Origin of the sequence: Alistipes sp. AF48-12 (genome assembly GCF_003477565.1) — a bacterium.
Lineage (GTDB): Bacteria > Bacteroidota > Bacteroidia > Bacteroidales > Rikenellaceae > Alistipes_A > Alistipes_A hominis.
In genome coordinates this window covers 101637-119533 of record NZ_QUDJ01000010.1, presented here as the reverse complement: position 1 = coordinate 119533, position 17897 = coordinate 101637, and the positions used below count along the sequence as shown (strand labels likewise).

The following is a 17897-nucleotide window of genomic DNA, read 5'->3' as shown; positions in this document are numbered from 1 at the left end:
TTCGCTCCGAACCGAACCGCATTGCCATCCAATGGTCTTCACTCCGGGAAAAGATATAATTATTTAGGCGCAAAATATCCCTGTAACGGCCTTTTTCCCGTTTAAAACGAAAGCGGCTGCCCGAAATGATTGATTTATCCGCAGGATACCGTAAATTTGTATCGAACACAAAAAACCAATCGAATGACTCAGGAAGAACTGTTCGGACTGCTGCACGAGGTCGCGCATCCCGAACTGCATAACGACATCGTCACGCTGGGCATGGTCGAAAATCCGGTGGTGACCGACGATAAAATCCAGCTCACGCTGCTTTTCCCGCGCAGCCGCGATCCGTTTGCGCTATCGATCAAGAAGCGCTGCGAAGAACTGATCGCCGCGCGGTTCCCGGATTATTCCGGGAAAATCAGCATCTTCATCAAGGAAGCCGCGCCGAAAAAAGCCGCCGAAAAAAAGGAACAGAAACCGTTCGGCGGCGAGGACGGCGTCCGTCGCATCCTTGCCGTCAGTTCCGCAAAAGGCGGAGTGGGCAAAAGCACCGTTACGGCGAACCTGGCGGTCGCCTTGTCTCGTTTGGGATATAAAGTAGGCATTCTGGACGCCGATATTTACGGGCCTTCCCAGCCGATGCTGTTCGGCGTCGAAGACTACCGGCCGGAAGGGGAAAAAAAAGACGGCAAGGATTGGATTCTTCCAGCCGAACGGTTCGGAATCCGGATCATGTCGATCGGATTTTTCATCGACCCGGCCGACGCGCTGATGTGGCGCGGCCCGATGGCGACCAACGCGTTGCGGCAAATGATCCGCCAAACGCTGTGGGGACCGCTCGATTTCCTGCTGATCGACCTGCCTCCCGGAACCGGCGACGTACACTTGTCGATCATCTCCGAAATGTCGATTACGGGAGCCATTGTCGTCAGCACGCCGCAGAAAGTGGCGCTGGCGGACGTCGTCCGCGGCATCGCGATGTTCCGAAACGACAAAATCGACATCCCCGTCCTGGGACTCGTCGAAAACATGGCCTGGTTCACTCCGGCCGAACTGCCCGAAAACCGTTATTACCTGTTCGGAAAAGAGGGTGTAAAAATGTTGGCGGAACGGCAAAAACTGCCGCTGCTGGCGCAGATTCCATTGATCCAGAGCGTTCGGGAATCCGGCGACGCGGGCCGTCCGGTCTCTGCAAAGACCGACGCTGCGAGCGAATACTACGACTTGCTGGCAAATAATATCGTACGCGAACTGCCCTAATCCGGCCATTGATGATAATTTTTCGGCTTTTTATTTGCATTCGTTTGTTTTCCAATACTATGAATGCATTTCAAAAATGTTAATAATCTGTTAAACCGACCCGCATGAAACTGTTCGTTAAAAATATCCGATTTCGGAAAAAACGGCTTGCATTTTCGACTTCCGGATCGGTATATCAAAAAACCGTACAAACGCAAGGAAAAAATACCGGATTTTACAGAATCTTACGGACAATGAAATGAACAGAAAAAAACGGAAAAATACCGGAAACTTATTTTGTCGATTAACCCCGAAAAGGTTTTCAATATATGTTTACAACAAAACATGAATAACTTTAAATCAAAAAGATGAATCGACAGGATTCGTTTACTCATTGTTCAAAAAGTATTCGTAACACGGCATAAAAAAAGTGCGGAAAATTTACCAACAGAATGAACAGGTATTATTATTACTCTTTTTTCCTTATTTATTAATTTTAAGAAATTAAAAAGAAAAGAACTGTGGAAAACGAGCGTCAACTGATCGATAAGATCCTTCGTCTGAAAAAAGAGAAGCGCGCCGTGATTCTGGCGCATTACTATACGATTCCCGAAGTGCAACAGGTGGCCGACTTCACCGGCGATAGCCTGGCGCTGTCGGCCCGGGCGGCCGAAACCGATGCGGAAATCATCCTCTTCGCCGGCGTGCATTTCATGGCGGAGACGGCGAAAATCCTTTCGCCGGACAAAAAAGTGCTGTTGCCGGAACCCGAGGCGGGATGTTCGCTGGCGGATTCCTGCAGCGCGCCGGATTTCGAGCGTTTTTTGAGGGATTATAACGGATATACGGTCGTTTCGTACGTCAATACGTCGGTCGGGGTCAAAGCGCTGACCGATATCTGCTGCACGTCGGGCAACGCGGTGCAGGTGATCGAAAGCCTGCCGGCCGACGCGAAGATCGTATTCGCTCCCGATCGGAATTTGGGAAATTACATCAAACAACTGACCGGCCGGCAGGATATGGTCGTATGGGACGGCGCATGCGGCGTCCACGAAGAATTTTCGGTGGAAAAGATCTTGGAACTGAAAAAGGAGTATCCCGAAGCGAAGGTGCTGGCGCATCCCGAATGCAAACGGGCGGTGTTGCTGACGGCCGATTACATCGGGAGTACGGCGGCTCTGCTGAAGTACGCTTCGACGGATCCGGCCGATACGTTCATCGTAGTGACCGAAGCGGGAATCCTGTACCAGATGCAGCGTGAGAATCCGCAGAAACGGTTTATTCCGGCGCCTCCGGTCGATTCCACCTGCGGGTGCAACAACTGCGCTTTCATGAAAATGGTGACCCTGGAGAAGATATGCAGCGCGTTGGAGCGGGAGGCTCCCGAGGTGGTTATCGACGAGGAGGTGCGCCGGCGTGCGGAAGGTTCGATCCGCCGCATGTTGCAGATCGGCCGAAGCAAATAATTCGAATAACGAAAAAAAACGAACGCGAAGAAGATATGAAACGGTTTATCGTGCTGTGCCTGGCTTTGTGGGCGGGCGTGTCGGGAGTCCGGGCCGACGAGGGGATGTGGCTGCTTCCCTACTTACAGAAGTTGAATATAAAAGATATGAAGGCCCGCGGGTTCCGATTGTCCGCGGAGGATATTTACGATGTCAACCGGTATGCGATCAAGGATGCCGTCGTGATTTTCGGCGGCGGGTGTACCGGAGAGGTGGTTTCCGACCGGGGATTGGTGCTGACCAATCACCACTGCGGTTTCGGTGCGATTCAGCAGCACAGCACCGTCGAGCGCGACTACCTGAAAAACGGTTTCTGGGCGATGTCCGACCGGGAGGAGATCCCTACGCCGGGGCTGACCGTGACGTTCATCCGCCGGATCGAAGATGTTTCGGATCGCATCCTGTCGCAACTGGACGATTCGCTGTCGGAGCAGGACCGCACCGTGAAGGTGGTACAGGCCATTGCGATGGTCAAGAGCCAGACGAAACTCGACCGGCCGGGACAGGAGGTGGAAATCAAGGATTTTTTCGGCGGGAACCAATACTTGCTGTTCGTGAAAGAAGTTTATACGGACGTTCGCCTGGTGGGGGCTCCGCCTTCGTCGATCGGTAAGTTCGGCGGCGATACCGACAACTGGATGTGGCCGCGGCATACCGGCGATTTTTCGATTTTCCGGATTTATGCTTCTCCGGACGGCGCTCCGGCCGATTATTCGGAAGAGAATGTTCCCTATCGGCCTCCCGTACATTTGCCGGTATCGGTAAAGGGGTATAAGCCGGGCGACTTTACGATGATTATTGGTTTTCCGGGATCGACCGAGCGGTACAAGACTTCTTACGAAATCGACTATACGCTGGACGTGGCCAATCCGAACCGGATTTTTATCCGCGGGGAGCGGCAGAAGTTGATGATGGAGGACATGCTCGCGAGCGACCGGGTGCGTATCCAGTACGCTTCGAAATATAGCTCTTCGTCGAATTACTGGAAAAATTCGATCGGGGAAAACCGCGGGTTGAAGCGGCAGCGCGTTCGGGAGCGGAAACTCGCCGAAGAAGAAAAATTCACCGAATGGGCGAATGCCGATCCGGAACGGCGGGCGAAATACGGGGAGGCGCTTCCGCTGATCCGCAAAGCGGTCGAGGGGTCGGCGCCGCTGCGGGATCGGTTGCAGTACTTTTCGGAAGCGCTGATACGGGGTACCGAGATCATCGGCGCGGTCGGTGCGGCGATACCGCTTATCAACGCCGAAAAGCAGGTCGATACGTCGAGAATCGGTGAAATCGCCGGCAAATTGCAGGCTTTTTATAAAGATTACAACCCTCCCACCGACCGGAAAATCGCCAAACGGATGTTTGGGCTGTTGCTCGACAGTCTCTCCGCGGAGGAACTGCCTTCGTGTTTTGCGGTGATCCGTGAAAATTTCGGCGGTGATGCGGACGCTTATATCGATTATGTCTACGACAATTCGCTGTTCGCATCGCCCGAAAAGGCCGAGGAATTCCTACGGCGTCCGGATGCGAATGCGTTTCTGAACGATCCGGCGTATAAAATGCGGCGGGAGGTGGTGAAAACCTATAACGCGCTGGTGGATTCGATTCGGGCGTTCGATTCGGTATTTTACCGGGGGCATCGGCTGTACGTGGCGGGCCTGATGGCGATGAATCCGGACAAGAAGTACTACCCGGATGCGAACTTTACGATGCGGCTTTCGTACGGTCAGGTATTGCCGTACGAACCGCAGGATGCCGTTTATTACGATTACTTTACGACGCTGGACGGAGTGATCGCCAAGGAGGATCCGCAGAACGCTTACGAATTTGCCGTGCCTGACAAACTGAAAGAACTTTACCGCGAACGCGATTACGGGCCTTACGCCGAAAAGGGAGTGCTGCCCGTAAATTTCATCACGACGAACGATATTACCGGCGGAAATTCGGGCAGTCCGGTGATGAACCGTAAAGGAGAGTTGATCGGGCTGGCGTTCGACGGGAACTGGGAGGCGATGAGCGGGGATACCGTTTTCGAACCCCGGCTGCAGCGGACCATCTGCGTGGATATCCGTTACGTGTTGTTTATTATCGACCGGTTTGCGGGCGACACCCGGTTGATCGACGAGATGACGATCGTCCGGTGACGGCCGTCCCGGATATTATAATGTCTGTAAAATTTGCAGATATTATCAAAATAGAATTAATTTTGTGCAAAATTGGTATTTTATGAGCGATTTGCACGAAGAATCAGCATCGGTTGAAGGAAAATCCTTGAATTTTCTGGAAGAAATTGTAGAGGAAAGCATCGCCGGGGGCGAGAAACGGGTGCAGACCCGGTTTCCGCCCGAACCGAACGGTTATCTGCATATCGGGCATGCGAAAAGCATTTGCCTGAATTTCGGTTTAGCCCGCAAATACGGAGGAAAGTGTAACTTGCGTTTCGACGATACGAACCCGGTCAAGGAGGATGTCGAGTACGTCGATTCGATCCAGCAGGACGTTCGCTGGCTCGGTTTCGAGTGGGCCGGCGTGCACTATGCGTCCGATTATTTCGACCAGTTGTACGCTTGGGCCGTCGAATTGATCCGCAAAGGGCTGGCTTATGTGGACGATCAGTCGCAGGAGGAGATTCGTCAGAGCCGGGGTACGGTGACCGTGCCGGGCAAGGAGAGCCCGTGGCGCAACCGGTCGGCGGAAGAGAACCTCGACCTGTTCGAACGGATGAAAAACGGCGAGTTCGGAGACGGCGAAAAGGTGCTGCGTGCGAAAATCGATATGGCTCATCCGAATATGCTGCTGCGCGACCCGATCATGTACCGGATCCTGCATGCCGAGCATCATCGCACCGGCAACAAATGGTGCATCTATCCGATGTACGATTATGCGCACGGGCAGAGCGATTCGATCGAGAAGGTTACGCATTCGATCTGTACGCTCGAATTCGACGTGCACCGGCCGCTGTACGACTGGTTTATCGAGAAGTTGGATATCTATCCGAGCCATCAGTACGAGTTTGCGCGTTTGAACCTGACCTATACGATGATGAGCAAGCGGAAACTGTTGCAGTTGGTGCAGCAGGGCACCGTGATGGGTTGGGACGATCCGCGTATGCCGACGATCTGCGCGCTGCGGCGTCGGGGTTATACGCCGGAGAGCGTGCGAATGTTCGCCGATAAGGTGGGCGTGGCTAAGCGGGATAACGTGATCGACCTCGGACTGCTCGAATTCTGCGTCCGGGAAGACTTGAATAAACGGGCTCGACGGCGCATGGCCGTGTTGGACCCGATCCGCGTGGTGATTACCAATTATCCGGAAGAGAAAACCGAAACGGTCGATTGTATCAATAATCCGGAGGACGAAACGGCCGGGAAACGGGAAGTTCCGTTCGGGCGGGAGATCTATATTGAGCGCGACGATTTTATGGAAAATCCTCCCAAGAAATATTACCGTCTCTCTCCGGGCGGTGAGGTGCGGCTCAGGTACGCCTATTTGATCCGGTGCGACGAAGTGATCAAGGATGCCGACGGCAAGGTGGTCGAACTGCGTTGTACGTACGATCCGATGTCCAAGGGGGGACGCTCTTCCGACGGGCGTAAGGTGAAGGGGGTGATCCACTGGGTTTCGGCGCGGCATGCGGTTCCGGCCGAAGTGCGACTGTTCGACCGCTTGTTCGTCAAAGAGGATATGAACGACATCGAGGAGGGGAAGACGTTCGAGGATTACCTGAATCCCGATTCGCTGAAGACCGTAACCGGATATCTCGAACCTTCGCTGAACGAAGCTGCGGAAGGAGATACTTTCCAGTTCGAACGGTTGGGTTATTTCTGCGTGGACAGAGATTCCACGGCGGCTGGGAAAGTATTCAACCGTACCGTTACGTTGAAAGACAGTTGGGCTAAAATGGCTGCCAAATAAGAGACGGTCTCCGTTTTCCGTTTCCATAATAATTGAAGACTTGTGTAAGTTGAAAAAGTTGCTTTTATTACTGGTTTTTGCGGGGATTTCCGCCGTTTGCTTCGCACAGGCGGATAGTTGCCGCATCATCATTACTACGCCCGGTTATACGTCGATTTACCGCTATTCGGATCGGGAATTCGCCAAACAGATGGCCTGTGATTTCAAGGTGGCCGACGCTTCGGTGACCGAAGAGCCGAAAGGAGACGGCTGTTCGCTGGTGAAGCTGCGGATCGGCCAGCGGGAATACAGTTTTGCCGTATCGCCGGATGCGCCGGTCGTGCGTCTGCAGTACGACCGCAATAGAAGGCTGTTTAAAGGCATGGGATTTAATTATATCGAGCAAACCGAGGCCAAGTACGAGGCGCCCTCTTTTAATGGCGTATCGCTGCTGAAATTACCGGAGCTTTGGCGGCCGCAGATCGAAAAGCTGATTGACGACCGCAGCCTGCTCGATCCGGACAGGCCGGACGTGTTTTTACTCGAAGTCGATATCGACGAAGACGGGATCGTGCACCGGATCGTGGAGCTGGGCGGGGCGTTGAAGCAGTATTCGCAGGTGTTTATCGATAAGATTTACGATATTGCGGTGCGCGGATGGAATCCGGCTAAACGTAACGGAGTGCCTTTCAGGACGGTAGCCCAGATTCGGTTCGTAATAGACGAAAATTGACCGATCGCTTTTTTGCGCGGACAACCGGTAGAAATTTTTATAAATAACGTTATTTCGGATCGAAAGCGGAACATACTGCGGATTCCGAAGGCGTAAAAAAAGAGAGACAGATCGTCTCTCTTTTTTATATAATTGATTATTAATGTTTTATAAAATAGACTTCGTAATTTTCATGGCGCAGAAGTGCGGCCCGCACATCGAGCAGTGGTCGGATCCTTCGCGAATCATTTCGAAGTGCATCCGGCGGGCCCGTTCCGGGTCGAGCGACAGGTTGAACTGGTCGTTCCAGCGCATTTCATACCGGGCATGGCTCATTTGCAGGTCGCGTTCGGCCGCTCCGGGATGTCCTTTCGCGATGTCCGCCGCATGGGCGGCCAGTTTGTAAGTTACGACGCCTTCGCGGACATCGTCCTTGTTCGGCAGGGCCAGGTGCTCCTTGGTGGTTACGTAGCACAGCATGGCGGTCCCCATCCATCCGATCATCGCCGCGCCGATCGCGGAGGTAATGTGGTCGTATCCGGCTCCGATGTCGCTGACCAGCGGTCCCAACGTGTAGAACGGGGCTCCGTGGCAGTATTTGATTTGCTTGTCCATATTTTCACGGATTTTTTGCATCGGAACGTGTCCCGGCCCTTCGATAATGACCTGTACGTCGTGTTTCCATGCGATTTTAGCCAGTTCTCCGAGTACTTCCAGCTCTCCGAACTGGGCTGCGTCGTTTGCATCGGCAATGCTTCCCGGACGCAATCCATCGCCGAGCGAGAAAGCGATGTCGTATTTTTTAAGCAGTTTGCAAATGTCTTCGAAATGGGTATACAAAAAGTTTTCCTGTTTGTTGATGCTCATCCATTTTGCAAGAATCGACCCGCCGCGCGAAACGATTCCGGTCACGCGTTTCAGTGCGGCGGGCAGGTGGCGCTGTAAGATACCGGCATGGATGGTGAAGTAATCCACCCCTTGTTCGCACTGTTCGACCAGCGTATCGTAATACACTTCCCAGGTCAGATCGGCAATTTCGCCGCCTACTTTTTCCAACGCCTGGTACATCGGTACGGTGCCGATCGGTACGGGAACGTTGCGCAGGATAGCTTCGCGGGTTTGGTGGATCTCCTTGCCCGTTGACAGATCCATCACGGTGTCGGCTCCCCATTTGACGGCCCACATGGCTTTTTCGACCTCTTCCTCGATCGACGAGCCCAGCGCCGAATTACCGATGTTGGCGTTGATTTTGACCAAGAATTTACTGCCGATAATCATCGGTTCCGCTTCCGGATGCCGGTAATTGGACGGCAGTACGGCGCGTCCTTCGGCAATCTCTTCCCGTACCATTTCGGGTGTGATGCGGTCTTCCCGTTCGTTGTTCTGATTCTCCCGGATGGCGACGTATTCCATTTCGGGCGTGATGATCCCGTGCCGGGCATACCACAACTGGGTATGGAATTCTCCCTCTTTCTCCCTCTCCTTGATCCACGGTTCCCTGACTTTCGGCATTCCCTTCCGGATGTCGATTTGATAATTGTCGTCGGTATAGGCGCCGGTCGTATCGTAAACGCAGACTTTTTTCCCGTTTTGCAGCGATATTTCCCGCATACCGACTTTGATCGGATGTAGCGTCCCGTCTATATAAATCTTTTTAGCTCCGTTTTTTGATAGGTCGAAAATGTTTTTCATTTCTTTTAAATTTGTTCCACGTGGAACATTCTCCACGATGGATGTTTTAAATAAAGATTTGTTCCACGTGGAACAATTAACGTCCGAAATAAACCAACAGTACGTTGATGTCGGCCGGGCTGACTCCCGGTATCCGCGAAGCCTGTCCGATGGTAGACGGGCGGATTCTCGTCAGTTTCTGTCGGGATTCGATCGAAAGCGAAGTCAGTTCGCTGTAATTGAAATCCGGTCGGATCCGGATATTTTCGAGTCGCGTCATTTTGTCGGCGATGTGCCTTTCGCGCTCGATGTATCCGTGATATTTGATCTGGATTTCGGCTTCTTCGATCACTTCCTGCGAACACCCGTTTTCAAAAATGAAATCGGCCAGTTCGGGCAGGTATTCCGCCAGTCCGTTCAACGTGATTTTGTTGCGTAAAATGATATCGTAAAGTTTTCGTCCCTGGGTCAGCGGCGTCGATTCGATCGATTTTAAATACTCCTCCAAATCGGCCGGAGTGACACTCAGTTGACGAACGAATGAAATAAGCGATTCTACGGACGATTTTTTTTGCATCGTTTTTCGATACCTTTTTTCATCCGCAAGCCCTATTTTATACGAAATCGGCGTAAGCCGGATATCCGCATTGTCCTGCCGGAGCAAAATCCGGTATTCGGCGCGGCTGGTGAACATCCGATAAGGTTCGTCGACGCCTTTGGTGACCAGGTCGTCGATCAATACCCCGATGTACGATTCGTCGCGCCGCAGTACGAGCGGTTCGTCGTCCCGCAGTTTCAGTACGGCGTTGATTCCGGCCATCAGTCCCTGTGCAGCGGCTTCTTCGTATCCTGTCGTTCCGTTCACCTGACCGGCAAAAAACAATCCGCCGATCAGTTTCGTCTCCAGCGAATGGTAGAGCTGGGTCGGCGGAAAATAGTCGTATTCGATCGCATAACCGGGCCGGTAAAGTTGTACATTTTCGAATCCTTTGATTTTTTGCAGCGCCGCCACCTGAATATCCCATGGCAACGACGACGAAAAACCGTTCAGGTAGTATTCGTGGGTGTCGGCTCCTTCGGGTTCGAGAAAAAGTTGATGGGAATCCTTGCCGGCGAAAGTCCGCAACTTATCTTCGATACTCGGACAGTAGCGTGGTCCGATCCCCTTGATAGTGCCGTTGAACAACGGCGAATCGGCGAATCCGCTCCTCAAAATATCGTGCACTTCTTTCGATGTGTAAACGAGATAACAAGGAATTTGTTTTTTAATACACTCTGTATCAGTAGAATATGAAAATTTACCGGGTGTTTCGTCTCCTTGTTGCTCTTCGAGTCGGCTGAAGTCGATCGAACGGGCGTCGAGCCGGGCCGGAGTGCCGGTTTTCATGCGTCCGACTTCGAAACCGAGTCCGGCCAGTTGGGCGCTCAGCCCGTGCGAAGCGGGATCGCCGGCGCGACCGCCCGGAACATGCGTCCGGCCGATGTGCATCAACCCTTCGAGGAAGGTTCCTGCGGTCAAAATAACGGCTTTCGAGCGGAATTGCACTCCCATCCGAGTCGTAACCCCGGCGACCGTATTTTGTTCGATCTGAAGGGCGGTTACGGCGTCTTGCCACAGGTAGAGATTTTGCGTGTTTTCGAGCATTTCGCGCCACAGCAGCGAGAAGCGCGCCTTGTCGCACTGCGCGCGCGGACTCCACATCGCCGGCCCTTTCGAACGGTTCAGCATACGGAATTGCAGCGTCGTACGGTCGGTGACGATGCCCGTATAACCGCCCATCGCATCGATCTCCCGGACGATCTGTCCTTTGGCCACGCCCCCGACGGCCGGATTGCACGACATCTGGGCGAATTTGCCCATGTCCATTGTGATTAACAGCGTCCGGCAGCCCATATTGGCCGCCGCCGCCGCCGCTTCGCATCCGGCATGTCCTCCTCCGACGACGATGATATCGTATTCGAATTTCATTTTTTTTGTTTTTCCGGCTCCCCTTTCCGCTTCTTGTCTACCCGACGCGGCGCGGACCCGGGGATTTCGTTGTAAAACAGGTCCAGGTATTTGTTTTCCAGACTTTTCATCCGTGCGGCTTCTTCGGGCGTTTTGTCGCCGTAGCCGCACAAATGCAGAATACCGTGAATGATCACGCGCTGCAGTTCGTTTTCGAACGTCGTTCCGAAAGCGGCCGCGTTATCGCGCACGGTACCGATTCCGATCATCAGGTCTCCGGCGATCTTTTTCTTCTCCGGATCGCTGTAATCGAACGTAATAATATCCGTAAAGTAGTTGTGGTTCAGGTATTTGTTATTTACTTCCAGCAGCCGTTCGTCCGAACAGAAGACGACCGATACGGCTCCCGTGTCCCACCCCTCCGTCCGGGCCGTTCGCCTGATCCATGCGGAGGTTTTTCTTTTGCCCCTGAATATGAAGTCGCACGCTTCGGTGCAGTAATTTACCGGCATTGTTCGTATCGTAGTTTAATTCGTTTTCGGGTTACCGTCTCAGCCATTTTTCCGGATTCAGGTTGACGGGATTGTTCTGCGCGTCGAGTTTCCACACTTCGAAATGCAGCGTGCAATCGTTACTGTCTTCGGACGAAGCGATCCGCCCGATCGGCTGGTTCAGCGTGACCCGGTCGCCCACCTTGACGTTGACCGAAGCGAGGTTGCTGTAAAGGGTCAGGTAGTTTCCGTGACGCAGCAGGACGACCTTGTTCGTCCATTGGTTCAGCAGCACCTGGCTGACTTCTCCCTCGAACACGGCGCGCACTTCGGCTCCCGGTTCGGCTGCGATGTCGACGCCCTGGTTCTTTTCGACGACGCCTTTGATCGCAGTGTGCGAGTGGAGTCCGTAGTTATTTACGATGACTCCCCGCACCGGGTAGGGCAACTTGCCGGTATTCTGTTCGAATTGTCCGGAGAGCTTGACGTCGAATTCCCGTTGTTCGGACGTTTGCGGTTTCGCTTTGTTTTTGCGCGATTCTTCGGCGATGATCTGCCGTATCTGTTTCTGCATCTGTTCGATCCGCTTCCTGTTCGCCTTGATGATCGAGTTCAGTTTGCCCGCTTCCTGCTGCAGTTTCTGCGACGAGGTGCGGTACTGCGTTTCGTCCTTGTCCAGCGAGGTCAGCTCTTCGTTGCGGCTGCGGCGCACTTTGTCGAGTTCCTCCTTCTGACTTTGCAGGCTGGATATTTCGCGTCCGACCGAGGCCGATACCGAATCGATTTCGGCGGCTTTCTGTTCCCGCATCCGGTTGTAGCGGTGCATATAGGCGATCCGCAGCGTAGCGTCGTTGAAATCCCGCGATGCGAACAGAAAGAGCATGAAGTTGTTCAGCTTGTAATTCTTATAGGAATCGTAAACCATCGCGGCGTATTCCTGCCGCAGCCGATTCAGATCCTGTTCCAGCGACCGGATCGTCGTGTTTTTCGCACCGATGTTGTTTTCGATCAATCCCGACTGTTTTTCGAGGTTCGAGATGATGTTCTTCCGGTTGCGGATCTTATTGCGGATCAGGTTTAGCTGCCGGTCGGTCGTTTGCTGGTTTTTCTGCGTTTTCGACAGCAACTGGTTGGTCATTTTGATCTCCTCTTCGGCTTGCCGGATCTCTTCGCGCAACGATTCCAACTGCTGGGCCGGCACGCTCAGCGTCGCAAGGGCAAACAAAAGGGTCAGCAACAGTCTTGTCCGGGTCATCGTTATTCGATTTGTTTAAGCCGTTGTTCGATCTGCTCCGGATCGTAACCGCTTTCCAGCGCCTTTTTCCAGTAAATCGAAGCCATGAAGTTGTCTTTCAGTTTATAGAGGATGTCGCCGTAGTGCAGGAACAGTTCCTTGTTGCCGGTACGATCGAGCGATACGGCCTGCCGCATCGGCGTCCGTGCTTCTTCGTACCGGCCCAACTGGTAGAGCACCCATGCGTAGGTATCCAGGTAGGTCGGGTTGTTCGGCGACAGCCGGATCGCCTTTTCCGTCATCGCGAGCGCCTTGTCGAGCCGCTCGTTGCGCAGGCTCAGGAAATAAGCGTAGTTGTTGTATATGACCGCATTGGTCGTATCGAGCTTCATGCCTTTTTCATACGATTTGAAGCAGTTTTTGTAGTCGCCGAGCGTTTGGTAATTGTCTCCCAGCACGCCGTAGATCACACTGCGCAGCGAGTCGGTTTTAGCGTATTTGAGCGCTTCGCGGTAGGCCGGTTCGGCTTCTTTCGGGTTGTTCAGCATGTAGGCCGAAATAGATCCCTTGCGCAGGTAGAGCTCCGGGTCGGACGGGAAGCGCTGTAAGGCCATTGCCGTGTATTTGGCCACCGAATCGGGCCGTTTCTGATATGCTTCGATCTCGATGACGGTGTTGAACGGCTCTTTGCGGTCGGTCGAATCGTTCAGGTAGGATTTGTACAGACTGAGCGCGTCTTCCAGAAATCCTCCGGCGATCAGGTGTTTGGCGTACAGTTCGACCGTCCGGTAGTCTTCGGGATAAGTGATCGCCAGCGACGAAGCCAGTTCTCCGAGTTGGACGTAATAGTCGCGGTAATAATTCGGCGTTTGGGTGAGTTCTTCGAAAAATTTCAGTTTCGTTTCGAGCGGAAATTCTTTCGACCGGAAAAGTTGCGCAGCCGTCGACAGGAAGCGGACATTGTCGTTCGTGCGCTTGTAAAAATCATTCAGCGACGCGATGACGCGCAGACTGTTGGGATTGATCTCCTGCGCTTTCCGATAAGCTTCCTGCGCCTGCGCGAGCTGTCCGAGCGTGGTGTAGAGTTCCGCCAGTTCGACGTAGTTGTCTTCGTCGTAAGGGAAATTTTCCACCATGGCTTTCGCCTCGACCAAGGCCCGGTCGTACTGTTTCATGTTCAGCAGCAGTTGCCGCTTATACCCCGCCAGCATTTCGACGGCGCCGAGTTGGCGTTCGGCCGAATCGAGGATGATCAGCGCTTTCTCGGGATCGCCTTTCTGTTCGTACAGCATGGCGATCAGCCGGTAGTTGTCCGGATTGTTCGGAGCGGCCTTCAGCAGCGAATTGTAAACCGTCATCGCCGAGTCGTAGCGCTGCGTGGCGATCAGCAGCCGTCCGAGCTGGGTTCGGTACCAGATGTTGCCCGTGTCGGCGGCATTGGCCCGCAGACTGTACCGGAGGGCGGTTTCGGGCTCGGACATCGTGAGCGTGGCCAACTCGAAAAGGGTCGGCGCATGCGTCGAATCGATCTCCAGCACCTTTTTGAAAAGGTCTACCGACTGTTGCGGATCGCCGTTCATGATGTTGTTCTTGATCCCTTCGGTGTAATAATAAGAAGCCGTCTGCTCCGGCGAATATCCCCGGTCTGTCCGCGCTTCCGGTTTCGAAGCATAGGCCGGACGGGACGGGCCGCAAAACAGCAGCGCCGCAGCGGCGGCACCCACGCAAAGAGATTTTGTCAGTTTCGTCATAAACAGCCCCTCCGGGTTTTTTAGAAAACAGAATCGAACTGGCGCAAGAAACGCGCGTCGTTTTCGAAGTAGAGCCTCAGATCCTTGACGCCGTATTTCAACATGGCGATCCGTTCAACTCCCATGCCGAATGCGAAGCCCGAATACCGTTGCGGGTCGATGCCCGACGCTTCGAGCACGTTCGGATCGACCATCCCGCAGCCCATGATTTCGAGCCAGCCGGTATGTTTGCATACGTTGCATCCTTTGCCTCCGCACAAGTTGCACGACACGTCCACTTCGGCCGACGGCTCGGTGAACGGGAAGTACGACGGGCGCATCCGGATCTGCGCCTTTTCGCCGAACATCTCCTTGGCGAAATACAGAATGCTCTGTTTCAGGTCGGCGAACGATACGTTTTCGTCGATATAAAGTCCTTCGACCTGGTGAAAAATGCAGTGCGCCCGGTACGAAATGGCCTCGTTGCGGAATACCCTCCCCGGGCAAACCACGCGGATCGGCGGTTTCTGACGCTCCATCGTGCGCACCTGGATCGAACTGGTGTGCGTCCGCAGCAGGATATCCGGGTTTTTGCGGATGAAAAACGTGTCCTGCATATCGCGGGCCGGATGCTCCGGCGGAAAATTCAGCGCCGAGAATACGTGCCAGTCGTCTTCGATTTCGGGCCCTTCGGCGACCGTATAGCCGAGCCGCGCGAAGATGTCGACGATTTCGTTCCTTACCAGCGAGATCGGATGCCGGCTGCCGATCGGGTCGTTCGATCCCGGACGAGTCATGTCGATGGCCGCGTCCGAGTCGGTTTCGGTATTTTCCAGAGCGGATTTCATCTCCGCGATTTTGTCGTTGATGCGTGTTTTCAGCGCGTTGATCTTCTGGCCGAGCTCTTTTTTCAACTCCGGCGCCACTTTCTTGAACTCTTCGAACACGTCGTTCATTTCCCCTTTGCGTCCGAGCATTCGCACCCGGAACTCTTCGACCTCGGCGGCGGCCTGCGGTTTGAACGCTTCGACCCGCTTCAGCAAATCGTTTATTTTGTCGATCATCGTTGGTGGTTTATGTTTTTATCGCTATTTTTACCCGATAGATTTAACGAACAAAGTTAAGAATATTTTGTAAATGACGCGCATAAAAAGCATAATTACCGGTTTGTCGGTATGGATCGCAATATCGGCGTCAGCGCAAAAAGTGGGTGTGGTGATGAGCGGAGGCGGGGCTAAGGGATTGTACCACATCGGAGTAATGAAGGCTTTGGAAGAGAACGGGATTCCGGTCGACTACGTTTCGGGCACGTCGATGGGATCGATTATCGCGGGGCTTTACGCGATCGGGTACACGCCCGACGAAATGGCCGAAGTTTTCAAATCGGATCAGATCAAATACTGGATGAGCGGCAAGATCAAGCCGCAGTATATCTATTATTTCCGGCAGAAACAACCCAATGCGGCGATGGTGTCGTTGCGGCTCGATCTGCGTAACCGCAACAAAAAGATGGTGGCCCAGTTGCCCACCAACTTGATCCCGTCCGACCAGATCGACATGTCGTTCGTGGAGTTCTTCGCAGCGCCGAACGCGCAGTGCGGAGGCGATTTCGATAAGCTTTTCGTCCCGTTTCGTTGCGTGGCAACCGATGCGGCCGCGCAGAAGGAGGTGGTGTACCGCAACGGAGACCTGGGTAAGGCGATCCGGGCTTCGATGACCATTCCGCTCGTTTTCAAACCGCTGAAACAGGATTCGACGCTGCTCTACGACGGCGGCATGTACAATAATTTCCCATGGCAGGTGCTGAAAGAGGATTTCGGTCCGGAGGTGCTGATCGGAAGCAAGTGCACGGCCGGCAATACCAAGCCCAGCGAGGACAACGTGGTGGACCAGATCCTGGCGCTGACGATGATGCATACCGACTACAAATTGCCGTCGGACAGCGACATTCTGATCGAACACGCTTTCGAGGATGTGTCGACGCTCGATTTCGGCAAGGTGGAGTATGTGATCAACCGCGGTTACAGCGACGCCATCGACGCGATGCCGCTGATCAAGGAGCGCATTACCCGCCGCGTGGACCCCGATTCGCTGTCGGCGGCTCGGAAGGCTTACCGGGCTTCGTTGCCGAACCTGTTTTTCGACAAGTACGAGATTTCCGGGCTGAACGATAACCAGACGATGTATGTTAAGGAGTTGCTGCAACTGGACGGGCCGAAAAACGCTAAAAAGAAGAAGGACCGAGCATTCGACCTCGAAAAATTCCGTTCCGGTTATTTCAAGATTTTGTCGGACGGGGATATCGAAGGAAATTATCCGGACGTGACCTACGACGATTCCTCGAAATTTTTCAAGCTCGACATCGAGATGAAGACCAAACCGAGCTTCAAAGTGATGTTCGGCGGCAACGTGTCGTCGACGTCGATGAACCAGGCCTACGTCGGACTCGAATACCGGCGGATCGGCCTCAGTTCGCAGACCTACAATTTCGACGGTTATTTCAGTCCGCTCTACTCGTCGTTGTCGCTGCGGGGACGTACCGATTTTTTCATGAAGGCGCTGTTTTCGCTCGATTACGGGTATAACTTCAACTATTACAACTATTTTAAAAGCAATTTCGGCGGGATCGCCAAAAAGACCGACCTGACCTACTCGAAGTATATCGACACGTATGCGACGGCCGCGCTGACCGTACCGGTCGATCGTTATTCGGTGCTGTCGCTGCGCATGAACGGAGGTTACGACCGTTACAGTTATTTCCAGACGACCGACTATACGGACGACGACGTGATGGACCGGACGCAGTTCCCGTTCTTCGGCCTGAAGCTGGAACTCGACCGCAACGGCCTGAACTACCTGCTCTACCCGACGCGGGGTATCCGCCAGACGATATCGGCCATTTTCGTTACCGGCAACGAAATGTACGCTCCCGGAACCCGGTCGCCCGATCAGGTTCCGAGGCGCAGCGGCGATTCGCGGCACTGGTTCGGGGCGCAGTTCGTCCGCGAGCACTATTATCCGGTGTGCAAATGGTTCTCGGTCGGATACCTGGCGCAGTTGGTCGTGACGAATCATCCTTCGTTCACAAACGAGTACGCGACCAACATCTCTTCGCCGGCTTTCACGCCGACTCCGCACAGCCGGTTCGTGTATATCAAGGAGTTCCGCAGCAATTCGTTCATCGGACTCGGCATTATGCCGACGTTCGAGTTCGCCCCGAAGTTCTACCTGAAAAACAGCGCCTACGCCTTCCTGCCCGGCGACAACAACAAGGTGAAAGAGAATATCCACAAGCGCGTGCGCTACATGTTCAATTCGTCGCTGGTCTATCAGACGGCTTTCGGCCCGGTCAGCTTGACCCTGTCGAAATACGACGTCACCAACAAAAACAACTGGTTCCTGACGTTCAATTTCGGGTTCACGATTTTCAATCGTAATGGATTATTTTATTGATTTTCAGTGTTGTAGTGGGCGATGGATCTTCGGTTTTCATTTTT

At 53.6% G+C, this 17897-nt stretch carries 12 protein-coding genes; 6 read left to right on the top strand and 6 right to left on the bottom strand.

What is annotated here, in order from left to right:
* Positions 1-183 precede the first annotated feature (183 nt).
* The 5 genes from DW082_RS07945 (at position 184) to DW082_RS07925 (ending at position 7347) form a co-directional block, all read left to right on the top strand.
* Positions 184-1245 (top strand): Mrp/NBP35 family ATP-binding protein, encoded by a 1062-nt coding sequence (locus DW082_RS07945; RefSeq protein WP_118458143.1) that lies wholly within the window; start codon positions 184-186, stop codon positions 1243-1245.
* Positions 1246-1745: 500 nt separating this feature from the next.
* Complete coding sequence (nadA, locus tag DW082_RS07940) at positions 1746-2690, top strand: quinolinate synthase NadA (RefSeq protein ID WP_259335554.1); 945 nt, start codon at positions 1746-1748, stop codon at positions 2688-2690.
* 35 nt (positions 2691-2725) lie between these two features.
* The gene (locus DW082_RS07935) at positions 2726-4864 is read left to right on the top strand and encodes a S46 family peptidase (protein WP_118458139.1); all 2139 of its coding nucleotides are present in this window, start codon (positions 2726-2728) and stop codon (positions 4862-4864) included.
* Positions 4865-4946: 82 nt separating this feature from the next.
* Positions 4947-6635, top strand: coding sequence for a glutamine--tRNA ligase/YqeY domain fusion protein (locus DW082_RS07930; protein WP_118458137.1), 1689 nt, complete (start codon positions 4947-4949; stop codon positions 6633-6635).
* Positions 6636-6684: 49 nt separating this feature from the next.
* Positions 6685-7347 (top strand): hypothetical protein, encoded by a 663-nt coding sequence (locus tag DW082_RS07925; RefSeq protein WP_118458135.1) that lies wholly within the window; start codon positions 6685-6687, stop codon positions 7345-7347.
* 147 nt (positions 7348-7494) lie between these two features.
* On the opposite strand, the gene thiC is transcribed toward DW082_RS07925, so the two are convergent.
* The 6 genes from thiC to pheS all read right to left on the bottom strand — a co-directional run bounded on the left by thiC (position 7495) and on the right by pheS (position 15464).
* Positions 7495-9018, bottom strand: a complete 1524-nt coding sequence (gene thiC / locus DW082_RS07920) for a phosphomethylpyrimidine synthase ThiC (protein WP_101571984.1) — start codon at positions 9016-9018, stop codon at positions 7495-7497.
* Between the two features lie 76 nt (positions 9019-9094).
* Positions 9095-10966: a tRNA uridine-5-carboxymethylaminomethyl(34) synthesis enzyme MnmG gene (gene mnmG, locus DW082_RS07915; protein WP_118458133.1), complete on the bottom strand. Its 1872-nt coding sequence runs from the start codon at positions 10964-10966 to the stop codon at positions 9095-9097.
* Entirely contained in the window at positions 10963-11457 is a 495-nt protein-coding gene (gene ybeY, locus DW082_RS07910; RefSeq protein WP_101571987.1) for an rRNA maturation RNase YbeY, read from the bottom strand. The genes mnmG and ybeY overlap by 4 nt, the downstream gene beginning before the upstream one ends.
* Before the next feature lie 31 nt (positions 11458-11488).
* On the bottom strand, positions 11489-12691 hold the full coding sequence (locus DW082_RS07905; RefSeq protein WP_055202864.1) for a murein hydrolase activator EnvC: 1203 nt from the start codon (positions 12689-12691) through the stop codon (positions 11489-11491).
* A gap of 2 nt (positions 12692-12693) precedes the next feature.
* On the bottom strand, positions 12694-14421 hold the full coding sequence (locus DW082_RS07900) for a tetratricopeptide repeat protein (RefSeq protein ID WP_118458132.1): 1728 nt from the start codon (positions 14419-14421) through the stop codon (positions 12694-12696).
* A 20-nt stretch (positions 14422-14441) separates the two neighbouring features.
* The gene (pheS, locus tag DW082_RS07895; RefSeq protein WP_055202869.1) at positions 14442-15464 is read right to left on the bottom strand and encodes a phenylalanine--tRNA ligase subunit alpha; all 1023 of its coding nucleotides are present in this window, start codon (positions 15462-15464) and stop codon (positions 14442-14444) included.
* Positions 15465-15537: 73 nt separating this feature from the next.
* On the opposite strand from pheS, the gene DW082_RS07890 reads away from it, so the two are divergent.
* Positions 15538-17853, top strand: coding sequence for a patatin-like phospholipase family protein (locus DW082_RS07890; protein WP_055202871.1), 2316 nt, complete (start codon positions 15538-15540; stop codon positions 17851-17853).
* Positions 17854-17897: the final 44 nt, after the last annotated feature.

Bases quoted from the DNA above. Each gene is read 5' to 3' on its own strand.
- pheS (WP_055202869.1), bottom strand. From the start codon at position 15,464: ATGATCGACAAAATAAACGATTTGCTGAAGCGGGTCGAAGCGTTCAAA.
- DW082_RS07935 (WP_118458139.1), top strand. From the start codon at position 2,726: ATGAAACGGTTTATCGTGCTGTGCCTGGCTTTGTGGGCGGGCGTGTCG.
- thiC (WP_101571984.1), bottom strand. From the start codon at position 9,018: ATGAAAAACATTTTCGACCTATCAAAAAACGGAGCTAAAAAGATTTAT.
- DW082_RS07900 (WP_118458132.1), bottom strand. From the start codon at position 14,421: ATGACGAAACTGACAAAATCTCTTTGCGTGGGTGCCGCCGCTGCGGCG.
- DW082_RS07890 (WP_055202871.1), top strand. From the start codon at position 15,538: ATGACGCGCATAAAAAGCATAATTACCGGTTTGTCGGTATGGATCGCA.
- DW082_RS07945 (WP_118458143.1), top strand. From the start codon at position 184: ATGACTCAGGAAGAACTGTTCGGACTGCTGCACGAGGTCGCGCATCCC.
- ybeY (WP_101571987.1), bottom strand. From the start codon at position 11,457: ATGCCGGTAAATTACTGCACCGAAGCGTGCGACTTCATATTCAGGGGC.
- DW082_RS07930 (WP_118458137.1), top strand. From the start codon at position 4,947: ATGAGCGATTTGCACGAAGAATCAGCATCGGTTGAAGGAAAATCCTTG.
- mnmG (WP_118458133.1), bottom strand. From the start codon at position 10,966: ATGAAATTCGAATACGATATCATCGTCGTCGGAGGAGGACATGCCGGA.
- DW082_RS07905 (WP_055202864.1), bottom strand. From the start codon at position 12,691: ATGACCCGGACAAGACTGTTGCTGACCCTTTTGTTTGCCCTTGCGACG.